The organism is SAR324 cluster bacterium (assembly GCA_029245725.1).
Taxonomy (GTDB): Bacteria; SAR324; SAR324; order SAR324; family NAC60-12; genus JCVI-SCAAA005.
This window is the reverse complement of record JAQWOT010000242.1, coordinates 17,759-40,923: the sequence shown is the minus strand read 5'-3', so window position 1 is coordinate 40,923 and position 23,165 is coordinate 17,759. Positions and strand designations below refer to the sequence as shown.

Here is a 23,165-nt window from a genome sequence, read left to right as displayed (position 1 = left end):
CCAAAACCTGAACCAACTCCTGAACCAAAACCTGAACCAACTCCTGAACCAAAACCTGAACCAACTCCTGAACCAAAACCTGAACCAACTCCTGAACCAAAACCTGAACCAAAACCTGAACCAAAACCTGAACCAACTCCTGAACCAACTCCTGAACCAAAACCTGACCCAACAGGTCCTATTAACGATCAAGTCAATGATGCTGTTGGAGACTCAAATAGCGGTCCTACTACAATTCACATCCAATTGAATTATCAGAAGTAGGGCTGAATCCATTATTCTGGAAGACTAAAAAGACTACCGAATAGAAATCAATCCATGAGACTTAGGCTCTCGCCCTAGATGAAAGCGCAGGTAAATAAATATAGCCTTGTGGAGTTCGCGCAGGTTAAGCTTGGTCGGTTGCCACTGTAAGTCACCTGCCGAAAGCCTTCTCAGCCCAATCACAGTTCCACTTGAGAGCCATGCAGCATCTGAATTGGGTTCCGTATGGCCTGGACTGCGAATTCCGCCAAGGTGAGCGTCCAGTTGATAAAATACTTGCTCTGAAGGTAAGAAATCAGGAGGTAGTGGTTGGCCACTGATCTGACAGCAGTCCAGTTGAGGCTGAACACCGAGCAAACAGAGGAAATTCCACTCCCAGATCGCTTTGCAGAATAGATCAGCAGGTTCATTCTGTAGAGTCTCAAGGATGCCGGCCAGCCAGTTGAAGTAAAGCGGAGCTTCTGTGGAAGGAATTTCAGTGAGTAGGAGAAGTTCTGCAAAATAGCTGGCGTAGAGGAAGCGAGAATAATCTTTTCGGATAGCTGAAAACAGATCCAAAGCCTCACAATGTTCAACCTTCACCATGGCCGTCCGGCGTCGCTCAACATAATCGAATTGGGCTAATACCAAAGGCTCTGTAGCCGCCCTGTTTTGTGACTTTAGACTTCGAGCACCATAGACAATCCCCGAAACCTTGCCTTGTTCACGCGTCAGAAACGTTAGAATACGATCCCGTTCTCTAAAATCTACAGGACGTAGAACAATACCCTCTTCATTGTGACGATTCATCCTTCAGTACCAGCCAGAGTCTCGATCTATCATCCAGGGTTCCTATTTGTCAGTGGTTCCTTTTAGCAGTAAGGGATTCAACTGCTCCGCTTCTTGTTATTTGATTGGTTTTTGGGAAGCAATCCACCCAAACGCTACTGCTTTAGGCGATTGTGATGATAGATCTTGGAGAGTAGGAATGAATTAGAAGTGATAAGTGCTGTAAAATCGGAAGGATTGCTCTAGACGAGCTTTGCCTGTGGAACCAGGATAGCTAATGTCGATACCACTTTCTGGTAAGGCAAACGTGGACAGGTCGTACCAGGCATACTCGATCCCCACATGAAGAGAATCGTCAATCTGGATGGATACAGGAATTTCTAAACCGTTCAGAGATGGCTGAGCTCTCGCATTTTCTACCGAATCTGTGAGATGTCCAGATCCCCAGACACCTAGCACAAGTTCCGGTGCCAACATCAAAGTGGGACGATCAATCAGTAGCCAACCTGCTGTTAAAGCAAAGGTCTGTTGTTTATAACGCACCTCGTCAGTAGCGCTGGCACCGCCAGCAGCCTCTATTAGTAACCATTGTAGACCAAGAGTATATCCTATAGATTCAACCCAATGATATTGAACTGACAACGCAGTGCCATTCAGAGAAGTTTTTGGCCCACGGTTAGTATATGATCCTGCAGCGATACCGACCCCAATGCTGATTTGTTGCCGATAGCCTGCCTCATCAGCAACTTTCTCTTGACTTACAACTATTGTTTCCTCTGGTACTTCTTGAATAGATACAGCGGGCAGCTCTTCCTCAGTAATTTCAGTCTCTTCCTCACAAGTATATGCAATGACGCTTGCATCCAACCCGAGGCGCTGCATTTCTGCACGTTCCTCGTCAGTACAGTTTCCCCAAGCAGTACTCGTCAATAAAATGATTCCTATTATTGCTGTGCAGCAATTAGCAGCCCTCATCTATCATATTCTCTAAAGGTTGATTAAGATCTTGGCACCTGATGCAACAATCATGAAAGCACTGATTGTGGCCAGAACCTCTATATGTCAAATTCTACATTCCTTGCATCCCACAAAAACATTATCATCTTATAGATTTTTATTCTTCTGTGTTGAGTCCACAAAATCATGAATTACCCAAAATACTTTTGCCTAACCCTGCTGCTCATTGGCTACGGCTTCTTGACCAATTGTAGTGAGGAAGAATCACCTTCTTCTCCAACACCATCACCCGCAGCACCAAGTAATTATGGTAAAGGAGGTGATGTTTTAATAAATCCAATTAGTGACACACGGATCTCCAGTAAGCCTATCTTTACCATTACTTTTGGTGATGTAGTCCATTCCGTTATAATGGATAGTGTGGATTACCCCGGCAAACCAAACAGTACACTGAATTCATCTCAAAACAGCACCCTATGCCTAAGAGCAAACAGTAATAGTAATTGTGAGGCTTTAAGTGTTGTCTTTAACAACAATTCCACAATCGCCACTATTACTCCGCTGAACCACTTAAATGAAGGTAGTTATATTTTTACAGTTGCCGGGAGCATTCTAACATCCATTGGTTCCCTTGGAGAGGATCAGACATTTCGGTATACTGTGGTATACCCTCACGGGGGCGCTATCCAAAATCGCTTAATAAGCTTAGTTGGTGATGGGAATACGCTAATTGGAAGCTCACTTTTGGATGGTCCTAGAGGTCTAGCTACTGATGGCACATACCTATATGTTGCTGATACTTACAATGAAAAAATTCAAAAAATTACGCTGGCTAGTTCAGTTACAAACTTTTTTAACTTGAATTCATTGCAAGATGAAGTGCAGACGCTTCTCAAACCCGTGGATGTAACCGTTTCGTCAACACATCTCTATATCTTGGATCAAGGATTTCGTCGTGTGCTTGAAGTTCCGCTAGTAGGCGGCACTCCAACTTCAATTGCTGGTGGTGGAAGTGCAGGCTACGCAGATGGTATTGGCATCTCAGCACAGTTCAACTCACCCAATGCAATCACGAATACCAAGGATTCAGAAGGGATGGAGCACATCTTTGTTGCTGACACTTGCAACAATACCATCCGCCGGATTGATCCGTTTACGAATATTGTTACTTCTTTGCTGCCGCCAGAACCTGGATGTGGTAGTGGCTCAAGTGATTCAGACAAGTTAAAAGCACCTGTGGATCTAACTACAAATGGAGAGTACCTATACATTGCTGACAGGGACAATTCTGCAATTAAACGAATTGATCTCAACGATTGTAAGGCACATGGATGGCAAAGTTGTGTACTAAATCCATTACCAATACCAATTTCTTTGAACAAACCCATTAGCATAATTACGGACGGATCATACCTCTATGTAGGAACTAATGACCATAAAATTCATCGCTACGATCTAAATGGCAGTCCTGAATACAATGATCTATTCCCAATCAGCGCTATTACTCCGCAAAGTCTAACAACTGACGGACAAAGTCTGATTTATTCAGAAGAAGGAAGAAACCGAGTTGTGCGTTTACACTCAAAAGGGTTCGACAATGAGGAGGTCCTAAATTAGGAGAGAAAGAGTCTACTGAAGGCGATCACCAAAAATGTTCTGCAACTGAGAAATACATTCTTCGAAAGGAGTATTTTCGCGCATTCCCTGACGAACAAACTCCAGCATCATGGGGTATTTCTGGATGGCATAGTCAATCTCAGGATTACTCCCTCGAACATAAGCCCCAATATTGATCAGATCCTCCGCTTCTCGATAGGTGGCTAAGGTACCACGAAACAATTGTGCCATCTTTTGATGTAATTCTGAGGTCACTTCCGGCATCACCCGACTGGCTGAGAGTAGCAGATCAATTGCTGGATAGGTTCCCTTCGCAGCAAGATCACGGCTGAGAACGATGTGACCATCCACAATTGCCCGAGCTGCATCACCGATTGGATCATTCGCATCGTCTCCCTCTACTAATACGGTGTAGAAGCCTGTGATGGATCCGGATTCTCCTTGAGTTCCCGCTCGCTCAAGCAAATTAGGCATCATTGCGAATACTGACGGTGGGTAGCCCTTGGTGGTCGGTGGTTCTCCAGCTGCCAATCCAATTTCTCTTTGAGCCATCGCAAAGCGTGTCAGAGAATCCATGGTTAAGAGCACATCCTTGCCTTGCGCACGAAAGAACTCGGCAATCGCAGTGGCTACAAAAGCACCTCGCAGTCGTAGTAGAGCTGGCTGGTCTGATGTTGCGACCACAACGATGGAACGGGCCATGCCCTCTGATCCTAAAATTCCTTCAATGAAATCTTTGACCTCACGTCCACGCTCCCCAATCAGAGCAATCACGTTTACGTCCGCATCGGTGTAGCGGGCCATCATTCCAAGCAGCACAGACTTACCAACCCCAGAGCCTGCTAAAATCCCAACGCGCTGTCCACGACCACAGGTCAATGTCCCATTGATAACTCGGACGCCTACATCAAGTGGTTCGAAAACACGAGGTCGATTGAGAGGATTGATTGAAGGGGGATAGAGAGGTGTTTCCGTGTGCGTGAATAGTTCTCCTTGGCCATCAATCGGTCTCATCAGTGGATCAATCACACGACCCAAAAGACCTTCTCCAACACGAATGCTTGGATCTCTGTGGTTGTAGAGGATTCGACAGTGAGGCCCTACATTGGTCATCTGCTCAAGCAGCATCACCAAGATTTTGTCTTCTCGAAAACCGACTACCTCAGCTGGGACAGAAACACGAGTTTGCGGATCGTAGAGAAAACACATGCTGCCCTTTGAGCAGCCAGGATTAGTCGCCTCAATCAAGTGACCAATCATCTGGGTCACTCGGCCTTCCGCTCGTAAAGGCTTGAAGCTCTGTACTGTCTTCAGGTAGGGACCAAGGTGGGAGTAGCGTATCTGCTCAGCAGCTTCAGCGTTCATCAGAATTTCCAAACAACTCGTTGGGATCTATCACTGTGTCTGATTCTGTGGGAGTTTTTGTCTGTGAGGGTCCTCCAAAGAGTTCAGCCGGATCTATTTCAGCATTTGTATCGACAGTATCTACCGACTCTTCTTCCACTTTCATTCCTGATATCGATTCAGGACCCTCCTCAGCGACCATGGAATTTTCTTGCTCTTCAGGCGCTGTCAAAACGTGTTGTCCTTCGGGTTCAGTCCCTTGTACTGTGGGATCACCTGCTGCGGTTTGTAGTTCTTCCGGTACAGTAAAATCGTAGGCATCCATATCTACAGAGTGCATCTGCACCTGACGTTCTGCCAGTCGTTGACTCAGTTCCTCCTCAATTTGTTCAAACTGCTGCTGGAAGGTGAAGTTTAGCACGTCATCATCAGTTTCAATGAAGACAGATCCTGGCTCCGCTTCTTGATTGACCTTGAGCACAAGGGTCTGCTCCTCCCCCATGTACTGATCAAGGTTAACCCCAGTATTTTGCATAAATTCGTAGTCTTCTGGGTGCAGAAACACCTGAATCTTTCCCTTTGATTCAATTTCCCGGAGTGCCTTGACCAAGATATTCTGCAGCATCTCTGGGTTGATCATCAACTCTTGTACTACCACCTGCTTGGCAATCAGGACCGCCAATTGGACCAACTCCTGCTCTGCTTGAAAGCGGACAACCTGCCGCAGATTGGAAAGCTGTTCAATGACACCATTCATCTGATTGGCTAGATATTCTGACTCTTGGAAGCGTTTCTCCATTCCCGCCTGTAAGCCTGCATCAAAACCTTCCTGATATCCTTGTTCTTTGACCTTATCTGCTTCTAGATGAGCTTCTCTGAGGACGGCCTGCCGTTCGTCCTCCATAGTTTGCTTTATTGTGAGTGCTTCTTGCTTGAACTGCTCTGCCTCCAGGTTTGCTTTCTCAGTCTTCAGCAAAAGTTGCTGTTTATAAAGCTGAGCTCCCTCTCGAATTGACTTGGCAAAAGCTTCTGCATCCGTCAGTAGCGAGTTCTCCCGGATGAAGTTATCTGTTGCAAAAACACTCGCCAGTTCTTGCTTTTCCTCGTCTGAATAAGACTCCTCTCCAGTGTCCAACTCACCAAAAGCGGAACCATGCGAAGATTCCTGGTAAGAGGTGTCATAACCCTCGAAGTATTGGATGGCTTCAAATTCTTTCCCCTTGGCAAGGTGCTCAGGGACTTCACCAGTTGGTACTGGAGTAGGAACTACGTCAGGTTTATGATGAGGACGGCCTGGTTCTTCACTCTCAACATCCTCATCGAAACTGGGTAGCGTGAATTGCTCAAGGGCCTCTAGTGAGCTCATAAGACAGGAGTTATTAGGGGAAAAAGTGATAGAGAACGGCAGGGATTCCGAGACAGCCACCAAGACTGTCTTGGTTTATTACTTCTTGTCGCGTAGCCAAGTACGTACGAGGCCTGCAGTCTTGATCGGATCTCCCTTGGCCATCTCGAGAATTTTTTCTCGGGGAGGTAGTCCAGATTCGCGTTCGGTTGGAATCTCAAGTTCCTCACCTTCCAGTTCACCAATGGTTGCTGGCAGGCCCATCAGTAGATCAAGATCTGCAGGCTTAGTGCTCAAACGCTGGACCATCGGGCGGATGACCAACATGATCAGTGCTAGTACAGCAGCACCTAAAGCAATATAGCGGATGAGATCCAAGATGAACTGATTACGCACTCGAGTTGCTTCCAGTTCAGCTGCCTTATCTTCTTCAACAGCTTTACCGAACGGCATATTGACCACCGAAACTCGGTCTCCACGGGATTCATTAAAACCAATGGCGTTACGGACCAAGCTCTGAATTTCTTCTTTTTCGTTTTCGGACCAAGGAATGTTGTCTCGACCGACATAGTTACCACCCTCATCAAGAATTTGTGGGCGCTTATTGTCCAGCAAAACTGAAACCGTCAATCGTAAGACTTGGCCAGATGCAGTTTCTTTGACTATTTCACGACGAGATGTTTCATAATTTCTTGTGGAATTCTTCTTGGCAAATTCAGAAACAGTTGCCGCCTCACGACCCGTAGCTTCTGGAAGATTGGTAGTGACACCAGCAGGGCCAACTGGGATAGAACGTGTTCCCGTTGAGGCTTCGTCCACCAATTGTTCACTGACAACGCTAGTCTGATCAGGATCAATCAATTGCTCACGAATCGTCTCGCGGTCGAATTGGAGCACCGCGTTGACATTGACTCGAACCCGGTCTTCTCCAACGACCTCTTCTAACTGGGCAATCACTTTCTGCTCCAGTTCCATCTCCAATCGTCGCTTATAGGAATAGTGTTCATCCAAGCGTCCACCAACAGTCTGATCATCCATTCCCTCAGTCAGCAAGCGCCCTTTCTGATCAGTAATTCTGACCCGACGCGGCTCCAAACCCTCGACAGCACCTGCAACCAAATGAACGACAGTTTCGACCTGTTTTTCTGAAATACCTTGAGATTTAACAGTTAGAGCTACTGAAGCTGAAGCTTCTTCTTGAGAATCTGAAAACAAGGTTTTCTGCGGAACAGCTAGTGAGACTTTAGCCCGATCAATGCTCTCAATCATACCAACCAGACGCGCTAACTCGCCCTCTTGGGCAATCCGATACTTGACCTGCTGCTGAAATTCTGTTTCGCCCAGTGCTGGCTGTTCAAAAAGGTCGAGAAATCCAATACCACCACCTGGTAGTACCTTTTCGCTGGCCAACGTCAAGCGAGCTTGGTCAGCCATTTCTGGATGCACCATTACAGAGTTCCCACCAGGACCGAGCAGGTAAGGAATCTGATTTTCTTGGAGTTTTTGTACGATGCGTGCGGCGTCCTGAGTCTCTAAATTTGAGTAGAGTGGAGCCCAGCTATCTTGGTTGGAAATGATGATGATTGAAACCATCCCAACTAGGACGATCAGCAGCGATACCAGAACGGTGACCCGTTTGGCGATACTTAAGGAACCGAAAAAATCTTGGAACTGGAGTCTTACGTCGCCTAGAACGCCGGCCTGCTCTGCCATCTAAAGTGCCTTGAGCGGATATACTACAATAGAAAATTGATCGAAGACTTGTTTACAGTTCTTCGCAATAAGTGATTATTTTCAGGAAAGTCTTACACGTCGGCGATTAACGCCCTTGTGTACTCAATGTTGTGCGTGCGATGCCAGCAAAATTGATTCCACTACCTTGCTCTCAAAAAGTTCTACAGGAGCGATAACAAGTAGATCAGACCTGCATCCGCATAACTTCTTCGTAAGCTGTTGTTAGTTTGTTGCGTACCTGCAGCAGTAATCGCAGTGAGATTTCTGCCTTCTCCATGGCAATGACAGTTCCGTGGATATCTTTCTCAGAGGCTGTCAACAACTCTACTTGCTTCTGCTCAGCTTCCTGATGCTGACGATTAACTTCCATCAGCATCCGTTCAAATGTTTGTCCAATATTGGCGCCAGATTCAGCAACGCTGGGTCGGGACGGATCGGGCAGTAGGCTTTTGCCCTGCAAACTGGAGAGCGAATCAGGAGGCAATTTCATAAAATTTGATTAATAGAGTAAAACCAAGAAGTGGCAAGAGTTTCGGGCAAAAAATTCCACTCTTTCAAACACTTTCTGCAGAGCGTAGATGTCGATAGAGTTTTTGTAGAGACTGCTGCACTTCCATTGCTCGCTCATACATGCTGCGTGCTTGTCGCACTTCTGCTTGCAGATTCACACTACTGTGGAGGCCATCCAATACTGAATCCACATCCTTGCCAAAGTTATCAACAGAACTGAGGGCTTGCTGCATCTGATGCTGGAAGGGTCTCTCTGTTGTCACAGCAGTCTGGGTTGGACGCATAGGGACAGTGAGTTTATTATCCAAGGCGGTTGGCTTCTGCACGTTCATGGGCCCTCCTGAATGGCCGCCGAGGTCAAGCAACCAAAATCTTAGGCGTTTCGTCCGAGATCAAGGGCTGACTGAACCATGTTCTTAGTTGCATTGAAGGCCGCAGTGTTGGCCTCGTAGGAACGGTTTGCGGACATTAAGTTGACCATCTCTTCCATGATATTCACGTTGGGCATCTCCACATAGCCCTCTTCGTTGGCGTCAGGATGCCCTGGCTCAAAGCGAAGAATTGGTGGTCGCTCATCCTGCACAACGCCCACAACTTTTACCTCAGTTGAAGTGCTGACAGAACGATCTTGAGAGAGCAATTCTTCTTCAAAAGTTCGATCATTCGCCACGGATGCCAGAATTACTTCCCGACGCCGGTAAGGCCCTCCCTGAGGAGTACGGGTTGTCTCAGCGTTGGCGATATTTTCTGAAATTGTGTTAACACGCTGCCGCTGGGCAGTCATTCCAGATACGCTAGTATTAAATGCGGATAGAAAACTCATTATTTGGTCTCACTGATGGCAGTTTTAAGCATCCGGAACTGATGGGAGAGCATCCGAATCGATGCATTGTACATCAGCTGGTTCTCCGCCATCTTGGCCATTTCTTTGTCCAAATCGACTGTATTTCCATCAAAGTCAGCGAAGGGGGTCGCACTACGAATTCGCTGTCCTTCGACTGTATCCAGCAAGGGCGCATCATTTCCATCTAGATGCCGCTCATCTGTTACTTTCAACGGACCTGGCGTCTCAGCTTCTAGAGCTGCCACTAATGAATTCTCGAATACCAAATCTTCAGCTTGGTAGCCGGGGGTATCCAAGTTCGCAACGTTCGAAGAGAGCAGCTTGTGTCGCTCGGTACGCAGATCTAAAGTTTTCTGCGCAAGTAATTGGGCGGTATCGTTGAACAAAGACATGAATTACTCCTCATGGGCTGAAAAAAAGCTTAAAGCTTGGATGCAATTCCAAGACCAGCATTTGAACCCACTCCGCTTTGTTTCTGACTTCGCTGACATTGTCGGGTGGTAGGAACACCACTGCTTTTAAGTCTCATCAAACAAAAAATTGAGGATCACTAAAGCCTCTTGATCGGAGGATACTATGACCAAGACCACACACCTACCCTGTACCAACTCTTTACTGAACTAATGAGCCTATAATTGAGCAAAAAGTGCTGGCTGTAGCAGATTCACAACTAAGCGGGATCGCACTCCTAAACTGTTATTTTACTGGCGGACAATTAGGATTTTCTCGAGCTTTTAAAATGATATGGAGTTGCTATAAGATAAAGAGTATTCTTAATCAAATAGTCTAGGCAATCGTGCTCTCGAGTATTATTCTGCTCTGCAGAAGAGTGACCCTTCTACTGAGACTCTGGCAAACTCTTTCACTTTTATTAGGTCTTTCTATCGCTTGGATACGCACAAGGATTTTGGCAGAAAACCCCTGTGAGCAACCTACTAATTACTAACTGTATTCAAACAGCGTAGGTAAATAGAGCAGTTTGCTCCTTCCATAACTCCTCAAGTTCATCCATCATTCTTGGATTCAACTGAACCTGCATTGGGGTTTGGATCATTACAGAGGCATCACTCTCTGTAATGACACGAAAGTGAACCTCCTGGGATCCTTGGTACTTTTGAAATATACCACGCAGATGGCGCAACTGCTCCGGAGGCATGTGTTCCTGGTCAATACAAATCGTCATACTGAGTGCTTTTTCAGAGCGAACCTGACTGAGTAATTCCAAGCGATCTGCTACCAAACCAAACTCATCATCTCGAAAACTGATGCGCCCACTGACAAGCAGCGGCTCATCCATTTCAAGTAGATGTCCGTAGTCGTTGTAAATTCGACTATAGATGGGCAGCTCCAGAATACCTCTCAAGTCTTCGAGACGAACAATAGCAAATTTTTCAGAGTTCTTTGTCAATCGGATGGTCTTCTCAACGACAATCCCAGCTATGGAGACATTGTCTCCTTCTTTGTGAATACCAGTAAGAATATCGGCGGAACTGGTTGCCAAAGCTTTAACATCAGAAGCATATTGATCCAGAGGATGACCAGAGACATAAAATCCCAGAGCCTCCTTCTCTAATCGAAGCCTTTCCTTCAGTGACCAGTCTCGAATGTCTGGCAACTCTAGTTGTGTTTCGGTTTGACGTGCCTCTGACTCATCCATCAGATCGAATAGTGATTGCTGTGAGCCATCTTCTGCTCGTTGGAACTCCTGGGCTAAATGGATTGCATGATCCAGCACGTTGAGTAGCTGAGCCCGGTTAGGGCGAAAAGAATCAAACGCTCCACACTTGACCAGTGTTTCAAGCATCCGCTTATTCATCCGATTGAAATCCAAAATTTTCAAAAACTCCATAAAGTCACTAATCTCTTCAACTTCCTGGCGAGCTTCAACCAACGCATCAACGGCATTACCCCCAACATTCTTGACTGCATTCAAGCCAAAACGCACTGCTTCAATCCTAGCCTCTCGCCGCAGAAATCTTCGAATCGGAGATAGCTCTGCAGAATCTGCAGTGGTTTGAAGTTCAACCTGAAGTTGTTGGAGAATTTTGGATTCGGCAGGATCCAAATTATTTTTCAGGACTTCCATCTGGGTCTGTAGCGCCTGTAGAAACTCCAATTCCGTTCCAAAGTCTTTTTCGAGCATAGGAGTGAGGAGGTGCCGCAGTACGTTTCGAATAGTCTCTGCGTTGTTCATCGACTGGAATTGCTCCAAGTGAAGTCGAGTACGCTTGTGTACACGATATCCTTGGCGGGTGACCGTAAACTGCTTACGTCCTTCACGAACATCTGGAGGCAATACCTGAATTCTCATTTCTTTGCATTCGCCAATGAAATTGACGATCTTGTCTGGGTTATTGATGCTGGAGTTCAGCACTGCCGCCATGAACTGCACGGGGTAGTGAGCCTTCAGATAGGCGGTCTGATAAGAAATCAGACCATAAGCTACGGTGTGAGACTTGTTAAAACCATAGCCCGAAAAGTAATCGATCAGGTCAAAAATCTCGTTCGCTTTCTCCTCAGGGCTCATCCCACGAGGTACCCCCTCAACAAATTCTGGATTTGCACAACAGCCCTCAACAAACTTTTGACGCTGCTCAGCCAACACCTCCGGAATCTTCTTGCCAATCGCTCGACGCAACAAATCAGATTGTCCCAGAGTAAACTTGGCAAGTACTTGTACTCCCTGCATGATCTGCTCTTGGTAAACCATCACACCATAGGTTTCCTTGAGAATTTCTGCCATCAAGGGGTGGGGATAGACCACCTTCTTTCGCCCATGTTTACATTGAACAAAGTCTTCAACCATTCCAGATCCTAGAGGACCTGGACGATATAATGCTAAAATAGCTACAATGTCTTCAAAGACGGAAGGACGCATATCGAGTAGTAGTTTTTTCATTCCAGAAGATTCCAACTGGAAAACCCCAGTTGTGTCCGCTCGACAGAACAGTTCAAAGGTAAGTTTGTCATCCATCAGAATCTTATTTAGATCCAGTTTCTCTTCCTCAGTACGGTTGCGGTTGATCAATTCCAGAGCTTTGTCAATAACAGAAAGGTTGAGTAAGCCAAGAAAGTCAAATTTGACCGCTCCCTGATCCTCAGCGTATTTCATTGCAAACATCGACTGCACAGTGTTGTCTTTGCCTGTACAAACAGGCATCACCTCACGGATATCCTGATCCATAATGATCACCCCCGCAGCGTGAGTACCAAGATGTGTGCTGAGATTTTCCAAGGATTTGCTTAACCGAATCAACTTCTGCTCATTTTCTGTTCCTTCGCGCTCCATCCGGGCTAGTTCAGGTTCCTTGTCAATGGCATCCTGCAGACTGATATTGAGTTCGTTGGGGACTAACTTGGCAAGTTTATCAGCTTCTGAAAATGGAAAATCCATTACCCTTGCAACCCCCCTGACAACAGCTTTGGCCTTGAGCGAACCAAAGGTCGAGATCTGGCAAACTTTTTCTGAACCGTACATCTCACGCACATGTTCGATCACGCTATCCCTCCCTTCAACATCAAAGTCGATATCGAAATCAGGCATGCTGATACGATCTGGGTTGAGAAAGCGCTCAAATAGCAAACCATAGCGTAGCGGATCAACATCCGTGATCCGCAAAGCGTAGGCAACCAGTGATCCGGCTCCAGAACCACGACCTGGTCCCACAGATACCCCGTTGTCCTTGGCCCAATTGATAAATTCCGCAACAATCAGGAAATAGCCTGGAAACTTCATCTGATTGATGACCCTCAATTCAAAGCTAAGCCGCTCATCGTAGGATTTACGAAATTCCTCAAATGGCTCAGAAGATTGATAAAGCTCATGTAGAATTTTTAACCGCTGTTCCAAGCCAGTGTGAGATTCATACTCCAACCAACTATCCAGGGTGTAGCCTTGAGGAATCTCAAACTGTGGTAGGTAGTAAGTACTATTATCCAACGAGAGATCGCAGCTAGCTGCGATCGTAGCGGTATTCTCCAATGCTTCGAGTGGCAGACCACTCGACATGAAAGTCTCCTGCATCTCTGCTTCAGTCTTGAGATAGCACTGATCAGTTAGCATCTGGGGGGCATCACGATCTGTTACCTTGCGCTGCATGCCCATCAATCGGAGGATATGCTGGGCCTCAGCTTCTTCAGCATTCAAATAGAAACAGTTGTTCGTGCCTACCAAAGGCAAGCCCACATCTCCAGCAAGCTGCATTAATCCCTGGTTCACCTCCTCTTGTTCAGCAAGTCCCGTATTCTGAAGTTCCAGATAGTAGCGACCCGGGAACAGATCGGCGTACCACTGCGCTAGTTGACGAGCATCGTCCAAGCGACCATTGAGGATACGGCTACCTAACTCTCCCTCCACTCCACCACTCAGGACAATCAGTCCTTCTCGGTAGCGCTCTAATAGTATATGGTCAATCAAAGGAACACCTCGCCGCTTTCCATCCGTGAACCCAAGACTCGCTAGATAGGTTAGGTTTTGGTATCCCTGTCGATTCTGACAAAGCAACTGCGTGTGAAAGTAGCACAAATTGGCGTTTGGATCTGGATGTTCTGCAAGCGGCACTTCACTCACAAAGGCACCCATACCAATCAAGGGTTTCAAATTTTCCTTCTCAAGAGCCTGGTAGAACTCAACAGCACCGAAAAGATTGCCGTGATCAGTGATGGCACAGGTGCTAAAACCTCGCTCTTTCAAGACCTTTGCGAGCTGCTTGACGCGAATAGCTCCTTCAAGAAGCGAGTACTGGGTATGTAGATGCAGGTGTGTGAACATGGGGAACTGCTGCTGCAGGATTGACAAAGAGGATGGAATGGCTCCCAAGTCTTGTCAAAAAAGAGGTCTGATGCAAGGCGGTTTATCGATATCAGTACAGAAAGAAAGCAGTGAACTTTTAGGTCTGAAGAACTCGGGGAAGGATTGTACCGGTGAAATGAGCTTGGCTATCCATCATTCAGAGTAACCAAGCAGAGAGACGGAAGACTTAGTAGCGATAGTGTGAAGGTTTAAATGGACCTTCTGCTGAGACGCTCATGTACTCCGCTTGTTGCGGTGTGAGTTCAGTGAGTTTGACCCCAAGCTTACCCAAGTGCAAACGTGCTACTTTCTCATCTAATTGCTTAGGCAGAACATAGACCTGATTTTCGTATTTTTCATTGCTCTGCCAGAGTTCGATCTGTGCTAACACTTGATTGGTAAAACTTGCAGACATCACGAAAGAGGGATGCCCTGTCGCACAACCCAGGTTCACTAGGCGCCCCTCAGCCAATAGGATAATGCGCTTTCCATCTGGCCATTCGTACTGGTCTACTTGGGGTTGTACATTGATCTTCTTGATATGAGGGTCTTGATTGAGCGACTGCACATCAATCTCGATGTCAAAGTGACCAATGTTGCAGACAATTGTATTGTCTTTCATAGCATCTAGATGTTCTCGACGAATGATATCGCAGCAACCGGTAGTTGTAACGAAGATATCTCCTAGTGAAACAGCATCTTCTATAGTAGTCACTTCGAAGCCCTCCATCGCCGCTTGCAAAGCACAAATTGGATCGATCTCCGTGACGATCACACGAGCACCTTGTGCCCTGAGTGACTGGGCACTTCCTTTGCCTACATCCCCGTAACCCGCGACGACAGCAACCTTGCCTGCGATCATGACGTCTGTAGCTCGCTTGATTCCATCCAACAGTGATTCACGGCAACCGTATAGGTTATCGAATTTGCTCTTGGTCACCGCATCATTGACATTGATTGCGGGAATACGAAGTTTGCCTGCCTGAGACATCTTATACAAGCTGTGCACACCCGTTGTAGTTTCTTCAGAGACTCCTCGAATCTTATCTAATAGATGCGGAGCCTTCTCATGCACATAGCCCGTCAGGTCACCACCATCGTCCAGTAACATATTGGGCCCATCGCCTCCTGGCCACTTGAGCGTCTGCTCCAGACACCACCAATATTCTTCCTCAGTTTCTCCCTTCCAAGCAAAAACGGGAACACCTTGTGCGGCAATCGCTGCCGCAGCTTCGTCCTGGGTTGAGAAAATATTGCAGGAAGACCAACGAACCTCTGCTCCAAGGGCAATCAGCGTCTCAATCAAAACTGCTGTTTCCATTGTCATATGCAACGAACCCGTGATTTTTGCCCCAGCCAAAGGCTTGGATTCTCCATATTCTTTGCGTAATGCCATTAATCCTGGCATTTCATTTTCCCAAATGGTTATTTTTTTGCGTCCCCAGTCAGCCAAAGACAAATTCGCAATTTTGTAGTCAGTAAATGCCATGCTTCATCCTTTTTTGGTGTGAGCCCGGTAATTTTCTCCGCTGTCTTCTCTTTACGTATAGAAAAGATATTAGATTGCGTAGAAAGAGACCAAAGCACAAGCCTTTTCATCACTACATACGCATACAGTGATTTGTGATGAAATAAGAAATTTCAATGATCTGGTACTTGAAATCCGATCATAGTTGGGCTAGTACTTTCGGTTATTCTTGTTGAATGGATGCAACAGAATCTGAATTTCACATATGTTATCACGATCTCTCCGATCAAAGGGCAGGAAGCTCCTCTCCTCATCTCAACGTCGCAAACCAATACGACATCGTCCTGAGAGACGTTTGGGAACCCGCCGACTGAGAAAATTACCGCTTTCACTGTTGGCAGCAGTAATCTTTGCGCTTTCCTTGTCTCTGCAGTTGGCTTTTTTCACTTGGGAACCTACACAACCGAGCCTGCCAGTCTCTCAATTGACTGCACTGAACAAACTCGTACAGCAGATCAATCAGTTGCTGGGACAAGATGAACCGACCAAGCAACTTGCAATTCAAGATCTGCTGGACCAAGAAGTTCAGGGGGCTGTTCAACTGCTTTACTTGGATCGCCAGGTCAAGCAGTCGCAGGTCAGCCTCCCTGGTCTACGGCCCCACCAAGTCTTTCAGCCACTTGATGACTCACAAATTTTGCTAACCCTGCCAGTTGGTCTAGATAAGGTACGTGGTCTGTTAGTTGTCCGACAAAAAGTACCTCCACCCCCTCCACCAGATTGGTTAGCGGCAATGCTGCTAAGTGGAGCGATAGCTGTTGCCTCGATAGCATTGGTACTCTGGTTAAAAACCAGCAACACAATGGGTCAGATTGACCTCCTATGCCGACAATTTCTGCGCTATCGACGAGAAAATGAAACACAGGAGATGGAGTTTCCAACGACCAGTCGACGCCCTAGCGAATTGGAACTACGAGTCGCAGTTCTACAAGATTTGTGGATGAAGTTTCAGAATGTTCAGGTGGAATTGAAAGAAAATGTCGAGGCTCTTGAACAATCCAAGCAACAACTGGAAAATACCATTGAAGACTTGCGGAAAGCTAAGCAGCAAGAACAACGTCTGATTGAATTGGGATATGCCGTTGCGGAATTTGGCCATGATATTGGCAACACCAACGGATCCATCATGAGTTATTCCTCTCTCGTTCTTCAGCAGTTGGATAAGCCCACACTTGAACCAATGGAAGTGGCCCGTGCGTTAGTACACATTCGTAAGATTGAATTGGCCTCAAAAAATGTTGCCGGTCTTACGGAAGATATTCTTGAGTTCACTCGTGGTAAAATGCAACTCAACAAGACTCAGCACCAAGTTGAAGATTTTATTACTCAGCTAGAAGTTTATCTTGGTTTTGCTGAGGACATGGACATTCAATACAAATATCCTAAGAATATCCACGCAAGGCTAGAATTTGACGGCCGTAAAATTAGTCGCGTACTAATCAATCTGGTGAAGAATGCTTGGGAGAAACTCAGGGAGCAAGAAGGAGGAAGCATCACGGTGATGCTGCATCAGGAACGTAGAAATCTATTAATTCGAGTCAGAGATAACGGAGCACCGATTCCTACACAAGTTCTACCAGTAATTTTTCATTCTTTCCAAACAGAGGGCAAAGAAAAGGGGACTGGTCTTGGACTAGCAATCAGCAAGAAAATGGTGGAAGCACACGGGGGAGAGATTCGTGCAGAGAATCTAGGGACTGGAGGCGTCCAGTTTGAAATCTGGCTACCAGATGCATATCAAACGACTTCAGCAAATTCCCCGGCAGGGTCCGATGAAACCCTGCCACAGGCTGCCAACTACTGAATTTCAGGCGAGGGCTAACCACTCAGAGGGGCTAATTTCTCGGTCGAACTGATAGGCTTGGTGCTGACGCTCCGGCTCTTGAGCCAGCATGGACTCAACACCTTCCATGAAGGATTGCACAGCGCTGTTTACGCGGCCGTCGAAATCTGCAGACTGAATTCGCATTTCCAGACTATCTTCAAAAACAAGGTTGCTGATCAGCATAGGAACTCCTGAGGAAGCAAGGGAAGAAAAGAAGGGAGATTTCAATTCGTCTCCATAGAGAGACGGGGTTAACTCCCACCAATTAACTTGTTGCTACTGTTATCGGTTCCCGATTGCCAAACTTTAGGAAAAAAAGCACGTATCTTGAATTTTTTCGGCAACATGCCAAAAAACTAAATCGCATTGCCTAACTTTTCTCAAAGCTGCAACAGGCGAACCATTCATTTTGAGGAATCCCTGATGTTGAAAAAACTCCTTCTCCTTGGCCTTCTGAGTTTCAGTAGTATTGTAACGGTTCTGGCCAACGAGTATCCCACCCAAACTCGCTGTGTCCTCTCTGAAAGAGCCCAGCTCTATTTGGCTCCCAGTGATAAAGGAATGGCTTGGCCCACACCACGCTATACTCCGTTCCGACATGTTGATACCAACGCTGATTGGCATTTGGTTGAAGATTTCGAAGGAGATCGCTTTTGGGTCCACAATCAGTACGTCACTGACAATGGCTTCTTAATCTGTGGGGTTTTGAAGACAATGGTCACAGCCTACAGCGGACCAGGGCCAGATCATGAATTGGTGGGAACGCTGCCTGCCTTGATGGGGCTACGCATTGTTGAATACACTTCTGGTTGGATTCATGGGGTTTCTTCCGATGATCGGGAAGTTTGGGTACCAGAGGCAACTGTAAAAATATTCTGACTCAAATCATAGCCTGCTCAAAGTTTCTCGCGTAGCAGGCTCGCCACTCCATCTACCCACTGAGGACTGCTATTGAGCGAAGGCACCAGTTGTAAGTCCTCACCTCCTGCCTCTTTGAAGTCTTCCACTGCTTCCATTCCGATTTCTTCCAGTGTCTCCAAGCAATCGGCCACAAAAGCTGGACAGAAGATCAGTAACCTTTTGATTCCCCGCTTGGGCATTTCTTCGATTGCCTGATCTGTGTAGGGTTTGAGCCAAGGAGTACGTCCCAACCTCGACTGGTAACTAATGCTGTATTTCTCCTGAGGAATACCGAGCTTCTCTGCTAAGCGAGTAGCAGTGTGATGGCAATGTGCGCCATAGCACATCCGGTTCGCATCACAAAGCGTTGCACAACAATTGGGCTGTTTGAGACAGTATTCACCTGTGTCATCACTTTTCTGTACGTGCCGCTCTGGCAGACCATGGAAGCTGAAAAGCACATGATCTGGTTGCTTTTCCCAATAAGGCCGACCGACAGCTGCAAAGGCCTCAATGAATCGCTCATCATCGTAGAAAGGCTCTAGCAATTGTAGATGAGGTGTATTCCAATGCCTTGATGCTTCTCGGTAGGCTTCCTCCACCGCCGAACCAGTTGAACTCGAAGCGTACTGTGGAAACAGCGGTAGTACGAGAATCCGATCGCACCCTTCTTCACGCAGCAGTTCAATCGCAGAACCAACTGAGGGGTTCCCATAGCGCATTCCCAATACCACCGGGGTTCCCAATTCTTGGAGGTGTTGTCGGACTCCTTCGGCCAACTGCTGTCCATACACCAGCAGTGGAGAGCCTTCTGACATCCAGACCTTGCGATAGGCTTTGGCTGAGCGTCGAGATCGAAATGGCAGAATGATCAGGTTCAGCAGCAACCAGCGTCCCAGTGGATTGATGTCTAAAACTCGTTCATCACTCAGGAACTGCTTGAGATAGCGACGGACTGCTCCGGATTCTGGGGCATCCGGAGTACCTAGATTGATCAGCAGGACACCGGTTTTCATTACAGAGAATCTCCTTGCTATTCGATGGTCAGGGATGCAGCCAAGAACTCCGTCTGGAGTGGTGCACAGATCCGATTGTCACAGACTTGGTAAGCAAGCTGTGCACGTAATTCATCATAACCAGACGGATGGTTGGCAGCAATGCGGATGCGTAGGCGGAGTTCCAGTCCATACTGATGAACAGATAACTCCTGGGCAAAAGCTTCATCGTAAAAACGAATTGGAGAGCTTTCCTGAAGGGGAGTGACAATTGCGTGACCAGAGAGGATAGTCAACGTGGTGGGTTCTGGTCCAAATTCACCAGCCGGTTTGATCGAATAGATATGCCAACCTGCTGGAATGAAAACCTGAACCTGAAGCTCCGTTTCTGCACCAGGAGCTATAATTTCAGGCACCAAAACCACTTGGGTTTCCAGCTTTGGCAAATCTGTCGTTGGAGAGCTTTCAAATAAATCTGATAGCGAGGAACTTTGACTCCAGACTGAAGAAACTCCCCAAAGCATACACCCCAGGCTACAGGTGAGTAGCTTCCACATTAGGGTTCGGTTGTCCGAAACACAGGGTCAACCACCTCAATCATCGCAGTTGAGCGCAATGCTTCAATCTGCTTGGTCTCAATAGCTCGCTGCAATTCCAGACGCAGATTTGTCCGGATTCTTTCGCGAGCTGTGTCTGGATCCTCTACATCCACGAATCGTCGATTGAAGACGATCAGGTCTGTGCGACCTTCATAAACACTAACAGCAGCTGGGTTGGAATCATCCAGTTTCAGGCTTAATTTCCGGAACTCTGGGTTGTCTCCAATTTCTGGAAGGAATCGTGTTGAAGCATTGAAGACAATCGTAGCAACTTCTAACTCGAGTTCTTCAGCAATCGGCTCCAGTGCGGTTGGCTCACTCTGCAATTCTGTCAACCAACCTGTTCCTTTTTGCTGAGCCAATTCACGAGCGAGCTTCTCTTGAACTTGAGTGGTTGCTATCTCACGGACTTCCTCAAAAGGTCGAGCTTGTGAATCCTGCTTCTCCTGAATCTGGTAAAACACGTAGCCTTGGAGAGGATTACGAGTCCACACCTCGTGATCTTTTGGCTGCAACTCACTGGCCTGTTGAGCCAATCCTTGAACGGATCCTAGATCGTCTGGTGTGCTGCTGCTATCCAACCATTCACTCTCCTGAGCAGTTTTCCCATACTGAGAAGCCCAGTCACTAATTGATTTTTCATTAAAAGTTGCTCGAAAGGTATCTCTGGCTTCTTCCAACTCCCGCTGAGCCATTTCCTCTACCAAGATTGCCACAATTTCCTCACGAACTTTTTCAATCGGCTGCTGACCTCCTTCACGAAGTTCTTCCACTTTGATCAAATGAAGACCAAAGGGGGATTCAACAATATCACTCATTTCACCTGGTTGTAGCCCAAAGGCAGCACTTTCGAATGCTGGGACCATCTCGCCTGGCTTGAACCAACCAAGGTCTCCCCCTTTCTCCTTGGTCATGTCTTGAGAGACCACTTTAGCCTCTTCTGCGAAGTCTGCTCCAGCCACAATACGTTCACGTACCTCCTGCAGTTGTTGGCGCCGTTCGGCTTTGGCTGTATCATCAGCATCACTAGGCGAGCGAAGCAGGATATGCCTAGCACGCACTTCTGGCGGGGTCGTGTACGTTTCAAGGTTTCGCTCATAGTAGCGACGTACGGCTCGTTCACGAACATCTTCTACCTTCGTCAGATCGTTGATCCCCAAAGTAAAGTAGGCCAAGCGGTAACGTGGCAATGTCTGGAATTCATCAGGATTTTCTTGATAATATTGCTGAGCCTGCTCCTCACTAACACTCACCTCGTCCAGAAAGACCTGCGGCAAGAGTTGCAGTGTTCGCACTTCCAATTTTTCATTCTGAAGTTGGAATCTTTGCTCCACATCTCTCTCACTGATGATAATCCCAGCTGTCAGCAATTGCTGTTTTTTCTGGAGGAGCAGGTCTAAACGTATAGATTCTTCGTAATCTTCCGTAGGTAGTCGATTTTGACTGAGCAGAGTTTCGTAGGTTTCAAAGTCAAATTGACCGTTTTTCTGAAAATATGGTTGCTGACGGATGTATTCCTGCACCTCCAAATCCGTGGCACGCAGATTGAGGCTCTCGGCCATGTTGAGTAGCAACTGTCGATCGATCAGTTGCTGGAATACCTGCTGTCGCAAATTTACCTGTTGAGCAATCTGGTCAGCATTTTCTCCCAGCCGCTGACGTAGCGACTCGAGTTGCTGACCATACATGCGCTGGAAATCCCTTTGCAGAATCTCCGATTCATCGACTCGGGCGACCACTTCCTTACGGTCGCCAAAAAAAGAGCCCATTCCAAAGGAAATGACAAAGGTGACACTGATGAAACCCAGCAACAGCTTGAATAGAAAACTGTCAGTGTATTTGCGTAAGTCCTGAATCATAATTACCGAGAAGTACAGAAGAGAGAGTTGGGGCAAAAGACTGATAATTACAGTCAACTTCAGCTTTGTTTGCAAGCTGAAAGCCGGACACAGGCTTTGCTAGCAACCGACTTTCATCTTGTTTTCTCCAGATAGCCTTTTTATCGTCATTTGATTTTGCAGCCTATGCTGGATCGTCGCCTATTTGCAAACTTCGACTGGGTACTGTTGAGTATCGTACTCATGCTCTGTGCTGTAGGTATTGTAGCGATGTACTCTGCTACGATGGGAAGCCCACAACTTGGTCGTTTTTTGCCAAGACAAGTCATTTGGATGGGGATGGGGCTAGCACTAGCGCTAACAGCAACGGTAATAGACTACCGAATCTGGGCGCAGTTCGGGCCATTCCTTCATCTTGGTGCGATCTTTCTACTAATATTGGTACTGTTTATCGGCACAGGCGGGCCTGGTTCACCAGTAGAGCGTTGGTTACAGGTGGGACCCGTATTCGTGCAGCCCTCAGAGTTTGCCAAGCTGACTCTTGTACTCTCCTTGGCGCACTACTTTCGGGAAGGCCAACGTATCGGCAGATTAGGTATCAAGGAACTCATCTGGCCAGGTTTGTTGATGCTAGTTCCCTTGCTGCTGATCCTCAGACAGCCTGACCTAGGCACAGCTCTGTTGCTGCTGATAGTCTTTATGCCGATGATCTTCCTAGCTGGACTCAAGCTGTGGGTACTACTCGCATCCATAGTGCTGGGACTCTGTTCTCTACCGATTGCGTGGCATTTCGTGCTCAAGCCCTATCAACAGGAAAGAGTACTGACCTTTCTGGATCCAACCCGTGATCCATTAGGCGCTGGCTATCACATCATCCAATCAAAGATTGCTGTTGGTAACGGAGGAATCTGGGGTCAAGGTGTTGGGGAGGGAACTCAGGGACAGCTTAACTTTTTGCCAGCTCACCACACAGATTTTATTTTCTCTGTGTTTGCAGAAGAATGGGGCTTTGTAGGAACTCTGACAGTCCTACTGCTGTTCATGGCATTGATCTTCTGGTCACTTGGGCACATCCTCAATACTCAGGATCGGGTCAGTGCGATGCTGACTGTAGGCGTGGTCACGATTCTGACCTCGCATGTACTGATCAATATCGGCATGACTATTGGACTCATGCCCGTTGTCGGAGTACCCCTGCCCTTCTTCAGTTATGGTGGCTCGGCAATGCTCTCACAAATGTTTGGCATCGGCTTACTCCTCAATGTTCGGATGCGACGTTTTCGCAACGATGAACTCTGAAAATCT

The 23,165-nt window shown here is 46.9% G+C and carries 19 protein-coding genes; 4 read left to right on the top strand and 15 right to left on the bottom strand.

Going from position 1 to position 23,165, the window contains the following annotated elements; genetic code table 11:
- Window positions 1-297: 297 nt before the first annotated feature.
- Together recO and P8O70_13770 are read right to left on the bottom strand one after the other, a co-directional pair.
- Window positions 298-1,053, bottom strand: coding sequence for a DNA repair protein RecO (gene recO, locus P8O70_13775; GenBank protein MDG2197927.1), 756 nt, complete (start codon window positions 1,051-1,053; stop codon window positions 298-300).
- A 183-nt stretch (window positions 1,054-1,236) separates the two neighbouring features.
- Entirely contained in the window at window positions 1,237-1,962 is a 726-nt protein-coding gene (locus tag P8O70_13770; protein ID MDG2197926.1) for a hypothetical protein, read from the bottom strand.
- Window positions 1,963-2,175: 213 nt separating this feature from the next.
- On the opposite strand from P8O70_13770, the gene P8O70_13765 reads away from it, so the two are divergent.
- Window positions 2,176-3,606 carry a hypothetical protein gene (locus tag P8O70_13765; GenBank protein MDG2197925.1) on the top strand — a complete coding sequence of 477 codons (1,431 nt, stop codon included), beginning with the start codon at window positions 2,176-2,178 and terminating at the stop codon, window positions 3,604-3,606.
- Window positions 3,607-3,618: 12 nt separating this feature from the next.
- On the opposite strand, the gene P8O70_13760 is transcribed toward P8O70_13765, so the two are convergent.
- From P8O70_13760 to ahcY, 9 genes are all read right to left on the bottom strand, one after another.
- Window positions 3,619-4,971, bottom strand: coding sequence for a FliI/YscN family ATPase (locus P8O70_13760; GenBank protein MDG2197924.1), 1,353 nt, complete (start codon window positions 4,969-4,971; stop codon window positions 3,619-3,621).
- The gene (locus P8O70_13755) at window positions 4,961-6,316 is read right to left on the bottom strand and encodes a FliH/SctL family protein (GenBank protein ID MDG2197923.1); all 1,356 of its coding nucleotides are present in this window, start codon (window positions 6,314-6,316) and stop codon (window positions 4,961-4,963) included. The genes P8O70_13760 and P8O70_13755 overlap by 11 nt, the downstream gene beginning before the upstream one ends.
- A 78-nt stretch (window positions 6,317-6,394) precedes the next feature.
- The gene (gene fliF / locus P8O70_13750; GenBank protein ID MDG2197922.1) at window positions 6,395-8,008 is read right to left on the bottom strand and encodes a flagellar basal-body MS-ring/collar protein FliF; all 1,614 of its coding nucleotides are present in this window, start codon (window positions 8,006-8,008) and stop codon (window positions 6,395-6,397) included.
- Window positions 8,009-8,213: 205 nt separating this feature from the next.
- Window positions 8,214-8,519, bottom strand: coding sequence for a flagellar hook-basal body complex protein FliE (gene fliE, locus P8O70_13745; protein ID MDG2197921.1), 306 nt, complete (start codon window positions 8,517-8,519; stop codon window positions 8,214-8,216).
- Window positions 8,520-8,583: 64 nt separating this feature from the next.
- Window positions 8,584-8,871 (bottom strand): hypothetical protein, encoded by a 288-nt coding sequence (locus P8O70_13740; GenBank protein ID MDG2197920.1) that lies wholly within the window; start codon window positions 8,869-8,871, stop codon window positions 8,584-8,586.
- 41 nt (window positions 8,872-8,912) lie between these two features.
- Entirely contained in the window at window positions 8,913-9,362 is a 450-nt protein-coding gene (gene flgC, locus P8O70_13735; GenBank protein ID MDG2197919.1) for a flagellar basal body rod protein FlgC, read from the bottom strand.
- Window positions 9,362-9,775, bottom strand: coding sequence for a flagellar basal body rod protein FlgB (gene flgB, locus P8O70_13730; GenBank protein ID MDG2197918.1), 414 nt, complete (start codon window positions 9,773-9,775; stop codon window positions 9,362-9,364). The genes flgC and flgB overlap by 1 nt, the downstream gene beginning before the upstream one ends.
- Before the next feature lie 560 nt (window positions 9,776-10,335).
- On the bottom strand, window positions 10,336-14,154 hold the full coding sequence (gene dnaE / locus P8O70_13725) for a DNA polymerase III subunit alpha (GenBank protein MDG2197917.1): 3,819 nt from the start codon (window positions 14,152-14,154) through the stop codon (window positions 10,336-10,338).
- 208 nt (window positions 14,155-14,362) lie between these two features.
- A complete protein-coding gene (gene ahcY, locus P8O70_13720) occupies window positions 14,363-15,664 on the bottom strand; it encodes an adenosylhomocysteinase (protein MDG2197916.1) in 1,302 nt (433 codons plus the stop codon).
- Between the two features lie 244 nt (window positions 15,665-15,908).
- On the opposite strand from ahcY, the gene P8O70_13715 reads away from it, so the two are divergent.
- On the top strand, window positions 15,909-17,507 hold the full coding sequence (locus tag P8O70_13715; GenBank protein ID MDG2197915.1) for a HAMP domain-containing sensor histidine kinase: 1,599 nt from the start codon (window positions 15,909-15,911) through the stop codon (window positions 17,505-17,507).
- Window positions 17,508-17,510: 3 nt separating this feature from the next.
- Here P8O70_13715 and P8O70_13710 read toward each other — a convergent pair whose 3' ends face one another.
- Window positions 17,511-17,711, bottom strand: coding sequence for a hypothetical protein (locus P8O70_13710; GenBank protein MDG2197914.1), 201 nt, complete (start codon window positions 17,709-17,711; stop codon window positions 17,511-17,513).
- 240 nt (window positions 17,712-17,951) lie between these two features.
- Between P8O70_13710 and P8O70_13705 the strand changes: the two genes are divergently transcribed.
- The gene (locus P8O70_13705; protein MDG2197913.1) at window positions 17,952-18,407 is read left to right on the top strand and encodes a hypothetical protein; all 456 of its coding nucleotides are present in this window, start codon (window positions 17,952-17,954) and stop codon (window positions 18,405-18,407) included.
- A gap of 17 nt (window positions 18,408-18,424) precedes the next feature.
- Here P8O70_13705 and hemH read toward each other — a convergent pair whose 3' ends face one another.
- The 3 genes from hemH to P8O70_13690 all read right to left on the bottom strand — a co-directional run bounded on the left by hemH (window position 18,425) and on the right by P8O70_13690 (window position 21,938).
- Complete coding sequence (hemH, locus tag P8O70_13700) at window positions 18,425-19,444, bottom strand: ferrochelatase (protein MDG2197912.1); 1,020 nt, start codon at window positions 19,442-19,444, stop codon at window positions 18,425-18,427.
- Between the two features lie 17 nt (window positions 19,445-19,461).
- Window positions 19,462-19,839: a protein-disulfide reductase DsbD family protein gene (locus P8O70_13695; GenBank protein MDG2197911.1), complete on the bottom strand. Its 378-nt coding sequence runs from the start codon at window positions 19,837-19,839 to the stop codon at window positions 19,462-19,464.
- 140 nt (window positions 19,840-19,979) lie between these two features.
- Window positions 19,980-21,938: a SurA N-terminal domain-containing protein gene (locus P8O70_13690; GenBank protein MDG2197910.1), complete on the bottom strand. Its 1,959-nt coding sequence runs from the start codon at window positions 21,936-21,938 to the stop codon at window positions 19,980-19,982.
- 108 nt (window positions 21,939-22,046) lie between these two features.
- Between P8O70_13690 and rodA the strand changes: the two genes are divergently transcribed.
- On the top strand, window positions 22,047-23,159 hold the full coding sequence (gene rodA, locus P8O70_13685) for a rod shape-determining protein RodA (GenBank protein ID MDG2197909.1): 1,113 nt from the start codon (window positions 22,047-22,049) through the stop codon (window positions 23,157-23,159).
- Window positions 23,160-23,165: the final 6 nt, after the last annotated feature.